19 protein-coding genes are annotated in these 18,281 nt (G+C 67.3%); 11 read left to right on the forward strand and 8 right to left on the reverse strand.

Annotated features, from left to right (window positions below):
• The first annotated feature begins 62 nt into the window (after positions 1-62).
• Genes IB225_RS04440 through IB225_RS04470 form a run of 7 tightly spaced genes read left to right on the forward strand, consistent with a single transcriptional unit; the run spans position 63 to position 6,727 of the window.
• Positions 63-1,016, forward strand: coding sequence for a fatty acid desaturase (locus tag IB225_RS04440; protein WP_192310030.1), 954 nt, complete (start codon positions 63-65; stop codon positions 1,014-1,016).
• Positions 1,017-1,018: 2 nt separating this feature from the next.
• A complete protein-coding gene (locus IB225_RS04445; protein WP_192310031.1) occupies positions 1,019-2,305 on the forward strand; it encodes an FAD-dependent oxidoreductase in 1,287 nt (428 codons plus the stop codon).
• Positions 2,302-3,078, forward strand: a complete 777-nt coding sequence (locus tag IB225_RS04450) for a DUF1365 domain-containing protein (protein WP_192310032.1) — start codon at positions 2,302-2,304, stop codon at positions 3,076-3,078. The genes IB225_RS04445 and IB225_RS04450 overlap by 4 nt, the downstream gene beginning before the upstream one ends.
• A complete protein-coding gene (locus tag IB225_RS04455) occupies positions 3,075-4,325 on the forward strand; it encodes a cyclopropane-fatty-acyl-phospholipid synthase family protein (protein ID WP_192310033.1) in 1,251 nt (416 codons plus the stop codon). The genes IB225_RS04450 and IB225_RS04455 overlap by 4 nt, the downstream gene beginning before the upstream one ends.
• Positions 4,325-5,122, forward strand: a complete 798-nt coding sequence (locus IB225_RS04460) for a DUF1295 domain-containing protein (protein ID WP_192310034.1) — start codon at positions 4,325-4,327, stop codon at positions 5,120-5,122. The genes IB225_RS04455 and IB225_RS04460 overlap by 1 nt, the downstream gene beginning before the upstream one ends.
• Positions 5,119-6,198 (forward strand): cyclopropane-fatty-acyl-phospholipid synthase family protein, encoded by a 1,080-nt coding sequence (locus IB225_RS04465; protein WP_192310035.1) that lies wholly within the window; start codon positions 5,119-5,121, stop codon positions 6,196-6,198. The genes IB225_RS04460 and IB225_RS04465 overlap by 4 nt, the downstream gene beginning before the upstream one ends.
• A 1-nt stretch (position 6,199) precedes the next feature.
• The gene (locus tag IB225_RS04470) at positions 6,200-6,727 is read left to right on the forward strand and encodes a lipocalin family protein (protein ID WP_192310036.1); all 528 of its coding nucleotides are present in this window, start codon (positions 6,200-6,202) and stop codon (positions 6,725-6,727) included.
• A gap of 81 nt (positions 6,728-6,808) precedes the next feature.
• On the opposite strand, the gene IB225_RS04475 is transcribed toward IB225_RS04470, so the two are convergent.
• The 3 genes from IB225_RS04475 to IB225_RS04485 all read right to left on the reverse strand — a co-directional run bounded on the left by IB225_RS04475 (position 6,809) and on the right by IB225_RS04485 (position 8,135).
• Positions 6,809-6,964, reverse strand: coding sequence for a hypothetical protein (locus tag IB225_RS04475; RefSeq protein ID WP_192310908.1), 156 nt, complete (start codon positions 6,962-6,964; stop codon positions 6,809-6,811).
• A 299-nt stretch (positions 6,965-7,263) separates the two neighbouring features.
• Complete coding sequence (locus tag IB225_RS04480; RefSeq protein ID WP_192310037.1) at positions 7,264-7,644, reverse strand: hypothetical protein; 381 nt, start codon at positions 7,642-7,644, stop codon at positions 7,264-7,266.
• A gap of 176 nt (positions 7,645-7,820) precedes the next feature.
• The gene (locus tag IB225_RS04485; protein ID WP_192310038.1) at positions 7,821-8,135 is read right to left on the reverse strand and encodes a hypothetical protein; all 315 of its coding nucleotides are present in this window, start codon (positions 8,133-8,135) and stop codon (positions 7,821-7,823) included.
• A 1,037-nt stretch (positions 8,136-9,172) separates the two neighbouring features.
• On the opposite strand from IB225_RS04485, the gene IB225_RS04490 reads away from it, so the two are divergent.
• Entirely contained in the window at positions 9,173-12,346 is a 3,174-nt protein-coding gene (locus IB225_RS04490; protein ID WP_192310039.1) for a sensor histidine kinase, read from the forward strand.
• Positions 12,347-12,358: 12 nt separating this feature from the next.
• On the opposite strand, the gene IB225_RS04495 is transcribed toward IB225_RS04490, so the two are convergent.
• From IB225_RS04495 to IB225_RS04505, 3 genes are read right to left on the reverse strand one after another with little or no spacing between them, the layout of a single operon-like run.
• Positions 12,359-12,985 carry a response regulator transcription factor gene (locus IB225_RS04495; RefSeq protein WP_225583260.1) on the reverse strand — a complete coding sequence of 209 codons (627 nt, stop codon included), beginning with the start codon at positions 12,983-12,985 and terminating at the stop codon, positions 12,359-12,361.
• Positions 12,985-13,512 (reverse strand): alpha/beta hydrolase, encoded by a 528-nt coding sequence (locus IB225_RS04500; protein WP_225583530.1) that lies wholly within the window; start codon positions 13,510-13,512, stop codon positions 12,985-12,987. Before IB225_RS04500 ends, IB225_RS04495 begins: the two co-directional genes overlap by 1 nt.
• A gap of 21 nt (positions 13,513-13,533) precedes the next feature.
• Positions 13,534-13,773, reverse strand: a complete 240-nt coding sequence (locus tag IB225_RS04505; RefSeq protein WP_192310042.1) for a hypothetical protein — start codon at positions 13,771-13,773, stop codon at positions 13,534-13,536.
• Between the two features lie 151 nt (positions 13,774-13,924).
• Between IB225_RS04505 and IB225_RS04510 the strand changes: the two genes are divergently transcribed.
• Both IB225_RS04510 and IB225_RS04515 read left to right on the forward strand, forming a co-directional pair.
• Positions 13,925-14,764 carry a VOC family protein gene (locus IB225_RS04510; RefSeq protein WP_192310043.1) on the forward strand — a complete coding sequence of 280 codons (840 nt, stop codon included), beginning with the start codon at positions 13,925-13,927 and terminating at the stop codon, positions 14,762-14,764.
• A gap of 49 nt (positions 14,765-14,813) precedes the next feature.
• A complete protein-coding gene (locus tag IB225_RS04515) occupies positions 14,814-15,239 on the forward strand; it encodes a putative quinol monooxygenase (protein WP_192310044.1) in 426 nt (141 codons plus the stop codon).
• Between the two features lie 48 nt (positions 15,240-15,287).
• Here the strand turns inward: IB225_RS04515 and IB225_RS04520 are convergent, their stop codons facing one another.
• Both IB225_RS04520 and IB225_RS04525 read right to left on the reverse strand, forming a co-directional pair.
• Positions 15,288-16,046 (reverse strand): hypothetical protein, encoded by a 759-nt coding sequence (locus IB225_RS04520; RefSeq protein WP_192310045.1) that lies wholly within the window; start codon positions 16,044-16,046, stop codon positions 15,288-15,290.
• A gap of 308 nt (positions 16,047-16,354) precedes the next feature.
• Entirely contained in the window at positions 16,355-17,257 is a 903-nt protein-coding gene (locus IB225_RS04525; protein WP_192310046.1) for a LysR family transcriptional regulator, read from the reverse strand.
• Positions 17,258-17,336: 79 nt separating this feature from the next.
• Between IB225_RS04525 and IB225_RS04530 the strand changes: the two genes are divergently transcribed.
• The gene (locus IB225_RS04530; RefSeq protein WP_225583265.1) at positions 17,337-18,101 is read left to right on the forward strand and encodes a hydrolase; all 765 of its coding nucleotides are present in this window, start codon (positions 17,337-17,339) and stop codon (positions 18,099-18,101) included.
• Positions 18,102-18,281 lie beyond the last annotated feature (180 nt).

Below are 18,281 nucleotides of genomic sequence, written 5' to 3' on the forward strand. Positions count from 1 at the left end.
ATCGCTGCATCCAATCCCTCCGCGACTGCGTATGTCTCCTGAACGCAGCGGAGACCCACGCGATGCCGGCAGTTGCTTCCCCCTCCCTCCCGCTGGGCGCCCGCGCGCTGGCCACGCTGCGTCGCTGGTTCGATACCGCTGCGCGTGAAGAGGACGCGACGACGCCGGCACACCGCATCGACTGGCTGCGCGCAGTGCCCTTCATCAGCATGCACCTGGCCTGCGTGGCGGTGCTGTGGGTCGGCGTGTCGCCGGTCGCGGTGATCGTGGCAGCGGCGCTGTACGCGGTGCGCATGTTCGCCATCACCGCCTTCTATCACCGCTATTTCTCGCACCGCACGTTCCGCACCTCGCGCACCGTGCAGTTCGTGTTCGCGCTGATCGGCGCCGCCAGCGTGCAGCGCGGTCCGTTGTGGTGGGCGGCGCATCACCGCAACCACCACCGGCATGCGGACACGGCGGCGGATCCGCATTCGCCCGGCCAGCAGGGCTTCTGGTGGAGCCATGCCGGCTGGTTCCTCACCCGCGAAGGCTTCCGCACCGACTGGTCGCGCATCCCCGACCTGGCCGGCTATCCGGAACTGCGCTGGCTCGACCGCTACGACACCGTGGTTCCGGTCGTGCTCGCCGCCGGTCTCTATCTGCTTGGCGAGGTGCTGGAACGCGTCGCGCCCTCGCTGGGCACCAGCGGCCCGCAGCTGCTGGTGTGGGGCTTCTTCATCTCCACCGTGGTGCTGTTCCATGCCACGGTCACCATCAACTCGCTGGCGCATCGCTTCGGCACGCGCCGCTTCGATACCCGCGACGACAGCCGCAACAACCTGTGGCTGGCGCTGCTGACCTTCGGCGAGGGATGGCACAACAACCACCACTTTTTCCCCGGCACGGCGCGCCAGGGTTTCCGCTGGTGGGAAATCGACCTCACCTGGTACGGGCTGCGCCTGCTCGCGCTGGTCGGCCTGGTCCGTGATCTCAAGCCGATCCCCGCCTGGGTGCTGGCCAAGGCGAGGCGCTGAGCATGCGCATCGCTGTCATCGGTTCCGGTATCGCAGGCCTGGCGTCGGCCTGGAAACTGTCGCAATACCATGAGGTGGTGCTGTACGAAGCCAACGATTACCTGGGCGGACATACCCATACCCACGACGTCGAACAGGCAGGTCGGCGCTACGCCATCGACAGCGGCTTCATCGTCTTCAACCAGGATCACTACCCGCTGCTGTGCGGACTGTTCGACGAACTCGGCGTGGCGTCGCAGACCACCACGATGAGCTTCTCCGTGCACAGCGATCGCAGCGGCGTGGAGTACAACGCCACCACGCTCGACACCCTGTTCTGCCAGCGTCGCAACCTGCTGTCGCCACGCTTCCTGGGCATGCTTCGGGATCTCGCCCGCTTCTACCGAGAAGCACCCGCGCTGCTGGAAGGCGACGGCCCCGGACCGACGCTGGGCGACTATCTGCAGCATGGCCGCTACGGCATCGCGTTCTGCGACGAACATCTGATCCCGATGGCGTCCGCGCTGTGGTCGTCGCCCCCGCAGGACATCCTGGCGTTCCCCGCGCGGTATCTCGTGCAGTTCATGGCGAACCACCACATGCTGACGCTCGGCGAGCGCAAGCCGTGGCGCGTGGTGAGCGGCGGGTCGGCCACCTATGTCCGTGCCCTGCGCGAGCGCTGGCAGGTGCAGGAGCGCCTGTCCTGCCCGGTGTATGCGGTGAAGCGCGATGCGCACGGCGTCGAGATAGTCAGCGAGCACGGGCGCGAGCGCTTCGACCACGCCGTGCTCGCCTGCCACAGCGACACCGCGCTCGCCCTGTTGCAGGGCGACGCCGATGCGCGCGAGGGGGACATCCTCGGCGCGATGCGCTACCAGACCAACGACACCGTCCTGCACACCGACGCGCGCCTGCTGCCGCGTCGCCGCAAGGCCTGGGCGGCGTGGAATGCGCACGTGCCGCGCGATCCCGACGCACCGTGCACGGTCAGCTATTGCATGAACCTGCTGCAGGGCGTCGAATCGCCCGCGCCCTTCATCGTCACGCTGAACCGCAGCGAGGCGATCGATCCGTCGCGGGTGCTGCGCCGGATGCAGTACCGCCACCCCGTCTACGACCACGCCATGGTCGCGGCGCAGCGCCGCAAGGCCGAGATCCAGGGCCGTCGCCGCACGTGGTTCGCCGGTGCGTACTGGGGCTGGGGCTTCCACGAGGACGGCATCCGCAGCGCGCACGAACTGGTCGCCGCGTTCGACGCGCATCTGCGCAACGAGCGCCTGCAGCGCGACGAAACGGCCATGCCCGCATGAGCGCACCGCTGGCCAGCGCGGTGTACGAAGGCTGGGTGCGCCATCGCCGGCATGCGCCGCAGCGGCACGCCTTCCGTTACCGCATGGCGCAGCTTTACCTGGACCTGGACGAGCTGGAGCAGATCTTCGCCCGGCGGTGGCTGTGGTCGCTGGACCGCCGCAACCTGGCCGAGTTCCGCCGGCGCGACTACCTGGCGCCGGACGACCGACCGCTGGCCGAGGCGGTGCGGGATCGGGCCGAACGGGCCCTCGGCCGCCGTCCCGCCGGTCCGATCCGCCTGCTGACCCATGTCCGCTACGCCGGTTACGTGTTCAACCCGGTGAGCCTCTACTACTGCTTCCAGCCCGACGGCACCACGCTGGACGCCGTGGTGGCGGAGATCACCAACACGCCCTGGCGCGAACGCCACAGCTACGTGCTGCCGGTGCACGACGGCACGCCGCGGGGCGACGGCTGGGAATGGGGCTTCGACAAGGCTTTCCATGTCTCGCCGTTCCTGCCGATGGACTGCAACTACCGTTGGCGCTTCAACACGCCGGAAGACGCCCTGCGCGTGCACATGCAAGTGGCACGCGAAAGCCGTGCCGCCTTCGACGCGACGCTGACCTTGCAGCGCCGTCCGCTGGATGGCCGCTCGCTCGCGCGCGTGTTGTGGCGCTATCCGCTGATGACCGCACAGGTGATCGGCGGCATCCACTGGCAGGCACTGCGGCTGTGGCTCAAGCGCACGCCGATCCACGACCACCCTTCCCTCACCCGCGAGATCCCATGAACGAGATCGCCCAGGTTTCCGCTTCGCCCTCTTTCACCGCGCTGGAGCGCATGCTGCGTACGCAACTGCTGGCCCGCCTCGACGGGCTGGCGCACGGCACGCTGGTGGTGCGCGACGCGCTGGGCGAACACCGCTTCGGCCGCGCCGGCGAAGACGCACTGCCCCCCGTACACGTGTGGGTGGACGATGCCGCGTTCTACCGCGCCGTCGCCGCACAGGGCAGTGTCGGCGCTGGCGAGGCCTACATCGCCGGCCATTGGCGCTGCGACGACCTGGTCGCGCTGGTGCGACTGCTGGTGCGCAACCGCGCCCTGCTGGACGGCATGGAAACCGGGCTCGCGCGCCTGGGCGGCTGGGCACTGCGCAGCTGGCATGCGCTCCGCCGCAACACGCGCGAAGGCAGCCGTCGCAACATCGCCGCGCACTACGACCTGGGCAACGATTTCTTCGCGCTGTTCCTCTCGCCCGACCTGATGTACTCGTCGGCGATGTTCGCCTCGCCGGAGGACGACCTGGACACCGCCTCGTTCCGCAAGCTGGACGCGGTGTGCCGGAAGCTGGCGCTGGCGCCGGGCGACCGCGTCATCGAGATCGGCACCGGCTGGGGCGGTTTCGCCCTGCATGCGGCGCGCCACTACGGCGCCCACGTCACCACCACCACCATCTCGCGCGAGCAGCACGAGCTCGCCCGCCAGCGCGTGACTGAGGCCGGCCTGCAGGATCGCGTCACCCTGTTGCTGCAGGACTACCGCGACCTGCAGGGCGAGTACGACAAGCTGGTCTCCATCGAGATGATCGAAGCGATCGGCGCGCAGTACCTCGACACGTTCTTCGGCAAGCTCGGTCGCCTGCTGCGTCCCGGCGGTCAGGCGCTGCTGCAGGCCATCACCATCGAGGACCATCGCTACGCGCAGGCGCGCGACTCGGTCGATTTCATCAAGCGCTTCGTCTTCCCCGGCAGCTTCATCCCGTCACTCGAAGCGATGTACGGCGCGAAGACCCGCGCCAGCGACCTGCAGGTGATCCACCAGGAGGATTTCGGCCTGTCGTACGCGTACACCCTGCGCGCATGGCGGCGCCGCTTCCTGACCCGCCTGCAGGACGTGCGTGCGCAGGGCTTCGACGAACGCTTCATCCGCCTGTGGGAGTTCTACCTGGCCTATTGCGAAGGCGGTTTCCTGGAACGTTCGATCGGCGTGTCGCACCTGCTGATGCAGCGTCCGTCCCACGTGCAGGCGGCGGCGTGATGGACCTTCTGCCTGCGCTCGCCGTCGTCTGGGGCGTGTCGCTGCTGGCCATGACCGTCGGCTGGGCGTGGCAGCGGCGACACGACAACGCCGGCATGGTCGATGTGGTGTGGACCGGTTGCGTCGGCTTCGCCGCCGTCTGGCTGGCCGTCTGTGGCGACGGCGCCTGGCAGGCGCGTGCTGCGCTCGCGATCCTCGGCGGCAGCTGGGGCCTGCGGCTGGCCATCCATCTGTGGGATCGCGTCACCCATGAACCGGAAGACGGCCGCTACCAGTACCTGCGTGCCCACTGGCAGGGCCACCAGGGCAAGTTCTATCTGTTCTTCGCCGGGCAGTCGCTGCTGGTGCTGCTGTTCGCGCTGCCGTTCGCGGCGGTGGCGCGCAGTCCGGTCGCGACGTTCTGGCCGTGGATCGCGCTGGCGGCACTGATCGGCATCGTCAGCGTGGTGGGCGAAAGCCTGGCCGACCGCCAGCTCGCCCGCTTCCGCGCCGATCCCGCCAACCGCGGCCGTACCTGCCGCGACGGGCTGTGGCGGTACTCGCGCCATCCCAACTATTTCTTCGAATGGCTGCACTGGTTCGCCTACATCGCCCTGGCCGTGGGCTCGCCGTGGTTCTGGCTGGCCTGGAGCGGACCGCTGGTGATGTTCGTGTTCCTGCGCTGGATCAGCGGCATTCCCTTCACCGAGGCGCAGGCGCTGCGCACGCGTGGCGACGACTACCGCGAGTACCAGCGCACGACGCCGATGCTGTTCCCGTGGTTCCCGAAATCCGCCGCCAAGGAGACGACGCGATGAATGCGATGGTCGAAGAACTCGCCGCCGACCGCGCGGCCCCCGGCCTGCTCGGTCTGGCCGAACGCGGGCTGCTGCCGGATGCGCTGGTGCGCGCCGGCATCCGCCAGCTCTGCGTTCAGCGCCTGCGCGACGAAAGCGCGGGTGGCCAGGTGGCCCAGTCCGCGCAGCTGGCGCATCGCTTGCGGGCCCTCCGGCAGGGTGCGGTGGCCGTGCATACGGATGCTGCCAACCGCCAGCACTACGAAGTACCGGCCGACTTCTTCCGCCATTGCCTCGGCCATCGGCTGAAGTACAGCAGCTGCTACTACCCCACCGGCACCGAGACGCTCGACCAGGCCGAAGACGCGATGCTGGCGCTGTACGGCGAACGTGCGGCGCTGGCCGACGGACAGGACATCCTGGAGCTCGGCTGCGGCTGGGGCTCGCTGACGCTGTGGATGGCCGAGCGCTATCCGAACGCACGCATCACCGCCGTCTCGAACTCGCACTCGCAGCGCGCCCACATCGAGGCGCAGTGCGACCAGCGTGGCCTGCACAACGTCCGCGTCATCACCTGCGACGTCAATCAGCTGCAGCTTGAGCCCCGCACCTACGATCGCTGCGTATCGGTGGAGATGTTCGAGCATGTCAGCAACCATGCCGCGCTGATGCACCGCATCCACGACGCCCTGCGTCCGGGTGGCGCGCTGTTCGTGCACATCTTCGTCCACCGCCACCTGATGTATCCGTTCGAGACGCAGGGCGAGGACAACTGGATGGGCCGGCACTTCTTCACCGGCGGCATGATGCCGTCGGCCGACTTGCTGCTGTTCTTCCAGGACCACCTGCGCCTGCAGGAGCGCTGGCTGCTCGACGGCACCCACTACCAGCGCACCGCCAACCACTGGCTGGAGAACCACGACGCGCACCGCGACGCGGTGATGGCCGTGCTGCGCGAGACCTACGGTGACGCCGCTGCGTTGTGGCACCAGCGCTGGCGCATGTTCTGGATGGCCTGTGCCGAACTGTTCGGCTACCGCGACGGCCAGGAATGGCTGGTCGCGCACTACCGCTTCCAGCGCCCCGTGGAGGCCTGACATGCGCCCGCTCCCGCTCGTCCTGTTGCTGGCCGCCGTCGCGGCGACCTCCGCCTGCCGCTCGAATACCGTCAAACCGTCGATCACCACCGCGGCGCCGGTCGATGTCGACCGCTTCATGGGCGGCTGGTACGTCATCGCCCATATTCCGTCGTTCCCCGAGCGAGACGCGTACGCCGCCGTGGAGTCGTACGCCAAGCTGCCCGATGGCCGCATCCAGACCACGTTCCGCTACCGTAAGGGTGCGCTCGATGGCCCGGAGAAGACGATGCATCCCGTCGGCACCGTGGAGCCGGACACGGGCGGTGCGGTCTGGGGCATGCAGTTCGTCTGGCCCATCCAGGCCGAGTACGTCATCGCCTACGTCGATGCCGACTACCAGCAGACCATCGTGGGTCGCAGCAAGCGCGACTATGTGTGGCTGATGGCGCGGACGCCGCGGATTCCCGAAGCCGACTACCAGGCACGTATCCGCCAGATCGAGGCGATGGGCTACGACGTGTCGAAGATCCGGCGCGTGCCGCACTGACGGAGCGCCTCACGCGGCATCGGGCCGCCGCGTACGGGATGGATGGGTCCCAGGAGACCCGTCCCCAAAACTTCATACGACTCAGCCCGGCGAGAAGCCGCGCGTCGCCTTCTTCTCATTCTTGTCCGCGCGCTTTTCCTTCAGCGTCTTCGCGGGCTTTTTCTTCTGCTCTTTCTTCTTGTCCAGGCCCTTCGCCATCACATGCACTCCCATGGTCGTTGCGACCGCGGCGAGCATGCCACATCCGCGCACGCCCGGCGTACAGGGCGTCAGGAGGCGGGCCTCACCCGTCCTGCGGCGGGGTCAGGAACTGCTCCGTCGGGCAGGCCCGCGGACGCCACCCCACCATGAAGAGCGCAAGTGCAGTCTCGCCTTGAGTTCTCTTCATCAGAAGCCGCTCTTTCTGAAGGGAGTATCTGTTGATGCCCTGGAACCGCTACTCCCTCGCGGCCGACATGCGCCCGGCGATCTCCTGAGCGACGACGATCGAAGGCATCGACGAACGCTCCGATCTGGAACCCTCTCCGCACCGGGCCCTAAGGCCAGTTTCCCACGTAGATGTAGTACTCGCGTTCCTTGTTCGTTCCCGGCTCCAGGAATACATACAGATCGCAGAACGGGGGCTCGCTCTCGCGCTTCAGGCCACACTCGACAAGACCGCGGCTCTGAAACTCCAGACCCGTCGGAACATTGACCGAAAGCCAATGTTTCTGAAGGCTGACCCGAAAGGTCCTGTCCGCACTGGCAAGCTTTCTTCCAGGTACGGCAATGATCACCGGGGAGGCTGAAGTGGCGTAAGCCTCGGAAAAGACGAAGGTGGGGCTCATCGGTGTGCCGTGGCCAAGCACCTCAAAGGACTTGAACGGCGCGTCGCCGCTCTGGGCCGCGGCAGGAAGGCTGAAGACGAAGAGGATCAACAGGTTCCGCAGGAATCGGGGCACTGGCATCGTCCTTGTGCTGGGAGTGAACGGAACAGCGGGGGTTGCACGAGACATACGCGTCCGGGACATCGGTGACCTGGCTGACGATGCGCTCCGGCGTGTCAGGGTTCTCGGGTTGAGCGGGCAGGACACGGACGTCACCCGCCGAGTGCTTACGTGTCTCCCGGCGTCGATGAGGGCAACACGCTCTGCGACCCTTCAGTCCAATCGAGCGGGATGGTGGCCGTTCCGGAATATCGACAGAAGCAGACGGTCGTGGTGGTGATGCAGTCCCCGCCCGACCAGTTGTAGCGGATCTTTCCCGTACTGATGGGAGCGAGCTGCGCGGGCCACTTTGTCGACAGGGACTGGGCCAGCGCCTCGATCTTCTTCTTGCACTCCACCATGTACGGGCCGTCCACCGGGATCTCGATGCGCTTCTCGCACGACACGCGCAGCTGATCGCCATTGCTACGGAGGGTTTCCATCGACGCAGACTGCGCATCCTCGATACCGCATCCCGGCGCCCCGGCAGAGCAGGAGGCAGGCCACGTACGGCTGGAAGTCCGTTCGATGTCCCGTTGCCCTGCGCAGGATGCGGCAAGCAGGGAAACGACGAGCAACAGCCCTGTGCGCAATGCATTTTTCAACGGCACGCTTGCAGGTACACGTGCCGATCCGCGAGGCGACTGTCGCTTGCAGGAACCCCTGGTTCGCATTCCCCACCTCGATGAGTGAAAGACCTTGTTGCGGACCAACAGCATCGGATGCTGCCTGAAATGCAGACGAACACAGCGTTGTCGATCGTCTCGACGCGGGTGAGGCGTGGAACACGTCGTTAGACGGATCTCGCCGGAATGGAATGTCCAGACGCTCCTACGTGGCAGGCCATCCCCTTGCTACGAAACGATCTTAGGGTGGCCGGAGCCAGTCAACAAGCTGACGTGTCCCCCCGTTCGACGGCATGGAATGACCGCTGCCGACTATTCGTCGATACGTTGCGCTATGACGCGACACACGTGCGGTACTGACCGGCCATACCAAGTGGTATCACCTTCGATACCAACAGGTATCAACGCTGATACCGATGAGTGTCTCCGGTCATGCTTCGGGGAGTGTCGTGTCATAAGCACGGGTATCAACGTTCATATCGCGCCCTATGGCGCGTGACATGCAGTGGTATCAACGGCCATGTGATCGATCATGGCGCGACATACGCCGAACACTCGATCACCACTTCGCAAGACAGGGGCGATGACGTGGTTCGCATGCCAAGGCGACACGAGGCGACCTGACGGGACCCGTGCCGCCGCATCGCCCGATACCCGCCGCAGGTCGCCCGACAGGCCCCGCCCCGACACTCACCCGCGTGATGGGCATCGTCCCTGACGGGTCGCGAGATATGCCGGGAAGTCGCCCATGGCAGCGCAGCACGGCGGCGTTCCGGTAGATTGCGCGCTGGCAGGACACTCGACTGCCACCGGACCTCCGTCGTTCCTACCTCCCCGCTTGGCGGTGACTGTCGATGATCGGATCCACCGCACCAAGGGGGCACCGTGCGCTGGCGGGTTGGCTGGCGGCCGTCCTGTCGTGCCTGTCCGCATCGCTGATGGCCACTCCGCTGCCGGACGGCGGCATCACCACCGAATGGCGGTCCATGACGATGGACGAAGGCGACGACATCGCCTTCAGTCGGGTGGAGAACGCGCAGGACTTCCTTCCAGCGCGCGTGGGCCAGATCAGCCAGGACGACCAGGGCTTCATGTGGTTCGGCACCCAGTACGGCCTGTACCGCTTCGACGGCTACGGCCACATCGCCTTTGCAGCGGATGCCCGCGACAGGCACCAGCCCGGCGGCGTTTTCGTCCACGCCATCCACAAGGACAAGGCGGGACGACTCTGGATTTCCACCGACGGCGGCCTGGACGTCTTCGATCCCCGCGCGGGCACCTTCCGCCGCGTCCACTACGCGACCACCGCCACCGTGCCGCTGGTCCAGGCGTTCCACGAAGACCCGCAGGGGCTGATGTGGCTCGCGACGACGGGCGGGCAGTATGCACTCGATGCGGAAGGCAGGGTGCGCTCGCATGTGCACGCCGATCCTGCCGATCCCGGCGCGCTCGCGAGCACCGACGTGCGGTTCGCCACGCGCGATCGCGCAGGCATGTTCTGGATCGGGGGCACCGCGGGACTGGAAGCCATCGATCCGACTTCGGGCCGCGTGCGCACACGCATCCCGCTGCCGGAACCGCGCGAGATCAGCTTCATCGAAGACCGTGCCGGCGTGCTGTGGATCGCGCATGCCGGCGGCAACGGGCTTTCCTCCTTCGATCCTTCGACCCGCACGCTCGCGCACTACCGGTTCGTCGACGGCAAGGGCGCGCCTGTTCCGCGCTTCGGCATCTTTTCCGCGCTGCAGGATCGCGACGGCGGACTGTGGCTGGGCACGGGCGGTGCCGGCCTGCTGCGGCTGGATGCCGAACAGCGGCGCGTGGTCCGTTACCGCAACAATCCCGGCGATCCGCAGAGCCTCAGCGGCGATGACGTGGCCGCGCTGTTCCAGGACCGGGACGGCGATGTGTGGGTGGCGCTGCATGGCGAACGGCTCAACCTGTTCTCGCCGCGCAAGGCGCCCTTCCACAAGCTGCCACCGCGACCGGCGTCCGTTCCCTCCCGCAGCGAGAAGATGGTCAACGCGATCCTGGAGGTGAACGAGCGGACGCTGTGGATCAGCTACCTGGGCATGCTGCTGGGGGTCGACCGGGCTACCGGGCAACGCGAAGACCTGCACCGCGCGCTGGGCCTGCAGTCGGACGTCATCGCGATGGCGAAGGATGCGCGCGGGCGGCTCTGGCTGGGCACCGTGGGCACCGGCGTCGTCATGCGCGAACCGTCCGGTCGCCTGACGCACTATCGGCACGACCCGACCGATCCGCGCAGCCTGCCGGACGACGTGGTCAACGACATCCTGGTGGACCGGTCGCAGACGCTGTGGTTCGCGACGTGGGGCGGCCTGGCACGACTGGACGAACGCACCGGCACCTTCGACACGCACACGCCCAAGGGACTCGACCCGAAGTACCTGACCCTGACCGACGACGGCACTGGAGCGCTCTGGCTGGGCACCCATCGCTACGGACTGCACCGGTTCGATCCGGTGACGAAGGCGTTCGATGTCTATCCGCCGACGGGTGCGCCGCGCGGCGTCAGCAACGGCCGCATCAACGCGGTGCATGTGGACCGACGTGGCACGGTGTGGGTGGGCACGCAGAACGGCCTGGACAGACTGGACCCCGCCACGGGACGGATACACGGCTACCACGCGCAGGATGGTCTGCCAGGAAACGCGGTGAGCTGCCTGCTCGAAGACGCGCGCGGTGGCCTGTGGCTGGGCACCAACAACGGCATCGCGCGACGGGACGCCGCGAGCGGGAAGATGCAGGGTTACTCGCGCAGCGATGGACTGCCGGGCGTGGATTTCACCGGCTGGGGTACGTGCCACCGCGGTGCGAGCGGCACGATGTACTTCGGTGGTTTCTCGGGAGGCACGGCGTTCCTGCCGGACCAGGTGCGCGCGCAGGGACAGGTGCCCTCCGTGGCGCTGACGGACCTGACGGTCGCCGGCCGCAGGTTTTCTGCCGGCACGACGGCTGCGCAGCCGCAGGTGCTGCCGGTGCCGGAGGCGCTGGCGTTGCCGTACTCGCGGAACTCGTTCACCGCCGGCTTCGCGGCGTTGCGTTACGCCAATCCTTCCGCGATCGACTACCGCTTCCGCCTGGCGGGACTGGAAAAGGACTGGCACGTGGTCGGCAGCGACCGGCGCGTGGCCGCGTACAACTCGCTACCGCCCGGGGATTACCGGCTGGACGTGCAGGCCTCCGTCGGCGGAGGCGACTGGTCCGACAGCACGTCGCTGGCACTGACGATCCTGCGCCCGTGGTGGCAGGCCATGTGGTTCCATCTGCTGGTCGGACTGCTGTTGGTCGGCGCGGTGTTGCTCGCCTACCGGTTGCGCGTTCGGCAGGTGATGCAGCGTTTCGAGATACGCCTGGACGAACGCGTGGCCGAGCGCACGCGGATCGCGCGCGAGTTGCACGACTCCCTGCTGCAGGGTTTCCACGGCCTGATGTTCCGGCTGCAAGCGGTACGCAACCTGCTCCCCGCACGTCCCGATGACGCCGCCGCGGTGCTGGACGAAGCCTTGCGACGCGGCGACGACACCGTGGCGATGGCGCGCGAGGCCGTGACCGACCTGCGCACGTTCGGCACCGGCACCCTGGATCTGGAAGCGGCGCTGCGGATGATGGTGGACGACGTGGCCGCGCCTTACCGCGACGATCCGCCCGAATGCCGCATCACCGTGGAAGGGACACCCCACCCGATGATTCCGCTCGTGCGCGACGACGTGCTGCAGATCGCGCGCGAAGCGGTGCGCAATGCGTTGCAGCACGCGCAGGCGAAACGGGTACGGGTGGAGGTGCAGTGGGGCGCGCAGCGGTTCGTCCTGCGCGTGCAGGACGACGGTGTCGGCCTGGACCCGGGGTTCGCCGAACACGGTCGCGATGGCCACTGGGGCCTGCATGGCATGCGCGAACGGACCCGCGACGTGGGCGGCAGCCTGGAGATCCGCAGCGAGGGCACCGGCACGCAGGTGGAACTGGGAATTCCCGCCAACCGCGCCTACGTGCGCGCCGGCTGAAGCGCGACCGCCCTACTCGCTGATCGACGGCAGGATGCCGCGCGCCAGCGCCAGCGTCACCGCATGGGTGCGGTCGCTCGCCCCCAGCTTGGCCATGATGTGTTTCATGTGCGCCTTTGCGGTTTCCCGGCTCACCGACAGCCGCTGGCCGATTTCCTCGTTGCTGTTGCCTGCCGCCACCAGGCGCAGCACGGCGATCTCGCGTGGCGACAGGCACTCTTCGCCCCGATGCGCCGCCAGTGCCCTGGCCACGTCGGCAGTGACGTGCCTGCGCCCCAGGTGTACCGAACGGATGGTATCCAGCAGTTCCACGCGCACGTCGCCCTTCAGCACGTACGCGTGCGCGCCGGCATCGAGGGCGCGCTGCGCCAGCGCATCGCCGCCATAGGTGGTCAGCACGATGACGCGTGCACCGGGAAACTCGGCACGGAGGGCCACCAGTGTTTCGATGCCGCCCATGACCGGCATCTGGATGTCGAGCAGGGTGACGTCGGGACGGAAGACGCGGAAGCGCTCGAGTGCCTCCACGCCCGTGGAGGCTTCCGCCACCAGCGCCATGTCGGACTGTCCGGCGATCAGCGCGGCGATGCCGCCCCTGAGCAGGGGATGGTCGTCAACGGCGAGGACACGGATGGCCATCATGCTTCCTCGTTGATGTACTCGATGCCGATGCGTCGGCGGGAGCCGGGCGCGAGTTGCGCTTCGATCCACTGGCCTGTCTTTTCGCGGACGCGCCGGTGGCATCGACCGTTGACCAGGTCGTGATCGCCGCCCTCGAACACCAGCAGCGTCCTGTCCCGGGAACCCGCGTAGCGATGAAGGTACTCGCTGCCTGACGGCGGCGCCATCGCGTCGTCTGATCCCTGCAGCAGGAGTAACGGCAAAGACAGAGCACGGACGGTGTCGCGCAATCGCCGGTCGGCATGGACCAGCGCCATGCGCGGCGCCCGCAACACGCGCGCGAGCCGGGGGTGCTTCCGGAAGATCGCAGCACACCAGGGCGGGTCCAGCAGGATGGCTTCGCCGATCAGGCCATCCAGGTCGGTCGGGTACCGCAACGCATGGCGGCAGACCACGAGCGCACCGGCACCATGGCCGAACGCGAACAGCGGGCGCGCGGGATGGCGCAGCCGCAGGCACGTCGTCAGGGTCCGCAGGTCGGCCAGCGTGTGCGCCGGCGAGGACGCCTACCCGCAGACATACGTTGTCCCTTTGCCTTCATCCACCTCGACGGCGTAGCTGGCGATGCCGTGCGTCGCCAGCACGTGGGCGATGCCGTCGTAGCGGATGCCGGCCGACCCCGGCTCATGCGCGAAGGCAACGACCGCACGCACACCGTCGGGTTGCCAGCAACGCACCCGCAGACGCCACCCGTCGGGCGATGCGATGTACTCCTGCGACATGGCGGGCCCGACGTGCGATGTCATGCGGCCCTCCTGGCGGCAGAGGTCCGGTAGATACCAGACGCGCCCCGGGCGCCGGTTACCCGTTCGGGGAATTCGACACGCAACGGCCGCGCGCATGCTCCGGCCACGTGCGCCGGTGCGGACGCACGTCCATTCGCCAGGAGAGAGCGCCATGACCCGCAACACCCGTCCCGATCACACCGACCTGCAGCGACGCGGCGTGCTGCAGGCGGCCGGTGCCGCCATCGCGGCGTCGGCACTGCCGTCGGCCTTCACTGCGCAAGGCACGCAGGTGACCGGTGTCGCATCGTCGCTGGGATCAATCGGGGGACGCCTGCGCGGCGTGCAGCACTTTGGGCTGACCGTCCAGAACATGGACCGCGCGTTCGCGTTCTACACCGACGTGCTGGGTGGCACCGAGGTGATGCGCGATGGCGACTTCCATGGCGAGCGCATCCACAACACGCTGTTGACCGACCAGGTGATCGAATCGAACGCGCGCAAGGTCAATCCCGTCACGATGGGCATTCCCGACCTGCGCAGTGGCGCACAGCGCCTCGACGTCCGCTTCATCCAGTTCGACAACGTCGTGATCGAGCTGCTGCAGTACCGGGACTCGCAACAGCCCGCGGGCACGGGTGCGGCCTTCGCCGAACCGCTGGACCACATGAGCCCGGCCTTCCCCCGGATGATGCATATCTGCTTCCACATCCGCGACGACGTGGACTTCAACCAGTTCATCGCGGACCTGGAAGCCGAGTCCGCACGCCGTGGCATGACGCAGGTGCGCGCCAACCGCGTCCTGACGGTCACCACCGAGGCCCAGCGCAAGGCGGCGCCGCTCGATGCCAACAGCAACGGCATCACCGAGGGCAAGTCGAACGGCTGGCGGCTGATCTACTGCAAGGGATCGGAAGGCGAGCAACTGGAGTTCGTGCAGGCACTGGGGCCGGTCAAGCGTGTCTTCGACAGCGCGCTTGAAGCACGCACGCGCCTGGTGTCCGGCGCCTAGTTCCCACGCCCGCGACGTACCGCCCTCCACCACTGAAGGACATGCACCGATGAAACGCTACCCCCTGTTGCGCGGCGCTCTCCTCCTCGCCGCCCTCGCCCTCCCGGGCACACCCGCGATCGCCGCAGATACCTCCCCCCTGCAGTACGGCGCCCTTCCCGCGGGCGCCTACGCCGTCGTCGCGGAAGTCCGGGCGAAGGCCGGCAAGGAGGAGGCGTTACGCGCGGTGACGCTGCCGCTCGTCGAGCAGGTCCGCGCGGAGCCCAACAACCTGCTCTATTTCCTGCATGAGGATCGCCAGGCGCCGGGGCACTTCGTCTTCTACGAGATCTTCAAGACGCAGGCCGACTTCGAAGCGCACAACGCGACGCCGCATGTGCAGGCTTGGTTCGCGCACCTGCCGGAACTCGCCGACGGCGGCGTGAAGGTGATCCGGATGGAGATACTCGGCAACGAGGGCACGCGCAGCCCATGAGCCGGAACACGCAGGGAATCCCTTGCCGGGATTCCCCGCCTGTGGCTGTCAACGCGTGGACGCTGCGGCAGCGGCTTGCGGCAGGCTCTGGATGACCTCGCCCGACTCATCCAGGAAGTCGAGCTTCGGCGTACCGCTGGGATCGACCAGCATCATGATCCTCGGCCGTCCCTGGGTGTCGGCGAGAATGACGGCCGACGATTTGCCGCGCGTCTTGCCGACGAACAACCGCTTGGTCTGCCGGCCACCGGCGTCGATCCACTGCTGCCTCAGCCGGTCTTTCTCCGCCCCTTCAGGCGCTTTCCTGAAGGCTTCGTAGAGCGGGCCGTACTCGGCTTCGAGTCCGCGGTCATAGACGTTCAACCCACTCTCCATGGTGCCGCCGGCTTCGTAGTGTCCCAGCGCGAGTTGCTGGTCGCCGCCGTAACGATCCATCGAGAAATGCATGCCCGCGCTGGGTTTGCCATCCTCGCCCGGCTTGCCGTCGAAGATCAGTCCCCCGTTCTCGTCGCCCTGGGCGTTGTAGAAGATGATGCCGGGCATGCCGCGATCGTCATCGCTTTCTTGGCCATTGATCACGGCCCGCGGCAGCCGATGGCGATTGGCCAGCACCAGTTCGCGCTTTCCGTCGGGCGTGATGATGTTGATGCGCTCGACATCGATCTCGGTGTACTTCGCCTTGGTATCCGGCGCCTTGGCGGCCACCGTCAGCAGCACCGCGAGCGACAGGCCCATCGTGCCCAACAAGGCCTTCAACAACCGGTTCTGCCGCACGAGCTGCGCGACGACGTCCTGTGGGTTCTGCATCGAATCTTTCTCCTGACGGCCAATGGGTGGAGACCCGGGGTCCGGTCGTGTGTGTGATGTCCTTGACGCCCCGCGTGGCACGTCATCCCCTGGATGCGGTTCGATCTTAGGGCCGCCTGCCGGACACGGCAATCGCATCGCCAGCCGTGAGAACGCACTGCGATGAACACGCTCTCTCTTGGCTGGAAGCAGTGCCCTCGACACGAGGCCTTCGCGTGCAGAGGACTCTCAGGATCCGCATGCAGTGATCGACTGGCGTCCGACCACCTGCTTCATGCAGGCAACCACAGGACCGCGCCGCGATCCTGTCATGCGCGCCGATCGAGGGCCGCCGTCAATTCGGGCGCACTGTCGAAGCACTCGAGCAACAGATCGATGAGCACGCGCACTTTGCGGGGAGAATGCTGGCCCGGCGGACGGACGACGTAGATGCCCGCCGCAGGAGGCGGATAGCGCGTCATGATCGGGACCAGCGCACCGGAGGCCACGTACTCCGCGGTCAGGCCATCCGGCAGCCACCCGATACCCAGTCCCGCCACGGCGGCCGCGACCAGTGCGATGCCGTTGTCCGCCTTGAAGCGGCCACGTGGATGCACCGTCACCACGGTGTCGCCGTCAACGAACTGCCAGGCTTCGGTGCCCTGCATCAGCGCTTCGTGCGTGCTGATTTCATCCGGCGACGCCGGCTCGCCATGTGCCTTGATGTAGTCGGGGCTGGCGACCAGCTTTCCGTAGATCGGACCGACGCAGCGCGCGATCAGGCTGGAGTCCGGCAGGTAGCCGACGCGGATGCCGCAATCGAAGCCCTCCGCCACCAGGTCCACGAAACGATCGCTGTAGTAGGTGTGGATATGGAGCTGCGGATGGCGACGGCCCATTTCGGCGAGCGCCATGGCGAAATGCGTCGGCCCGAACGTTAGCGGCGCCGCGATGCGCAGGCGGCCGCGCAGATCCCCTTCGGGCAGCAGCGTCTCGCGTGCGGTATCGATCTCGGCGCAGGCACGCGCGGCGTGGTCGCGGAACACCTGCCCCGCTTCGGTCAGCGCGGCGCCGCGCGTGGTGCGTGCAAGCAGTTGCACGCCCAGATCGGTCTCGAGCCGTCCCAGCCGTCGGCTGACGATGGATTTGGCGACGCCCAGCCGGCGCGCCGCAGGCGATACGCCGCCAGCGTCCGCCACTTCCACGAATGTCCGCAGGTCTTCGATATCCATGAGGCGTTCCTGATCGAGCGACACAGCGTGCCACGGGGAAGTCCGATCCGGCGTTCCGGATTCTGCGACACAGATTGGCATGGAACGACGCTACCGCGCCGTGGAGGCCGATGACAAGGTGGAAGACCACACAACGCAGCGCACGGTGCAGATGCCGCTGCGACACACCCACCACCCCGCACCCGAGGATGCCTCCATGACCTTTCGCAACGGCCTTGATTCCCTGCTCCGCCCCGAAGATTCCGTCCTCGTCCTGATCGACCACCAGCCTTACCAGCTGTCGAACCTCAACAGCCACGACCCGCACATGGTGGTCAACAACACGACCGGCCTGGCGAAGGCCGCCAAGGTCTTCGGCGTGCCGACCATCCTGACCAGCGTGCTGGAAGCGCGCGGCGGCAAGATCTTCCCCCACGTCACGGACGTGTTCCCGGACCAGCCGGTGATCGATCGCACCTTCATCAACACCTGGGAAGACCGCAAGGTCGTGGATGCGGTCAAGGCGACCGGTCGCAAGCAGCTCATCATTGCCGGCCTGTGGACCGAGATCTGCGTGGCGATGCCGGTGATCCAGGCCCTGGGCGAAGGCTGGGACGTCACCGTGATCACCGATGCCTGTGGCGCGGTAACGCCTGAAGCCCACCAGGTCGCGATCCAGCGCATGATCGCCGCCGGCGCGAACATGATGACGTGGCTGGCGCTGGCCGCGGAATGGCAGCGCGACTGGGCCCGCATGGACACGGCGCTCGCGCTGAACGACGTGATCAAGTACCACGCCGCGGGCAGCGGCATCGCCTTCCTGTGGGAACAGCAGCTGCTCAACACGCCGGTGCCGGCCAACTGAGCCTGCGACGACGACGGGGGCATGACGACGTGCCCCTGCTTCGTTGTCGATACGCGGCCACCCCACGGAGGACATCTCGAGGATGCACGAGTGCCTGCGCAACTGCTCGCCCCTTCCCCCGCGATCCTGCACACGGAAAGACGGTTCCCGCACGATCGACACCACTGTAGAGCGTCACGA

The sequence above is a fragment of the Pseudoxanthomonas sp. PXM02 genome (assembly GCF_014851805.1).
Lineage (GTDB): Bacteria > Pseudomonadota > Gammaproteobacteria > Xanthomonadales > Xanthomonadaceae > Pseudoxanthomonas_A.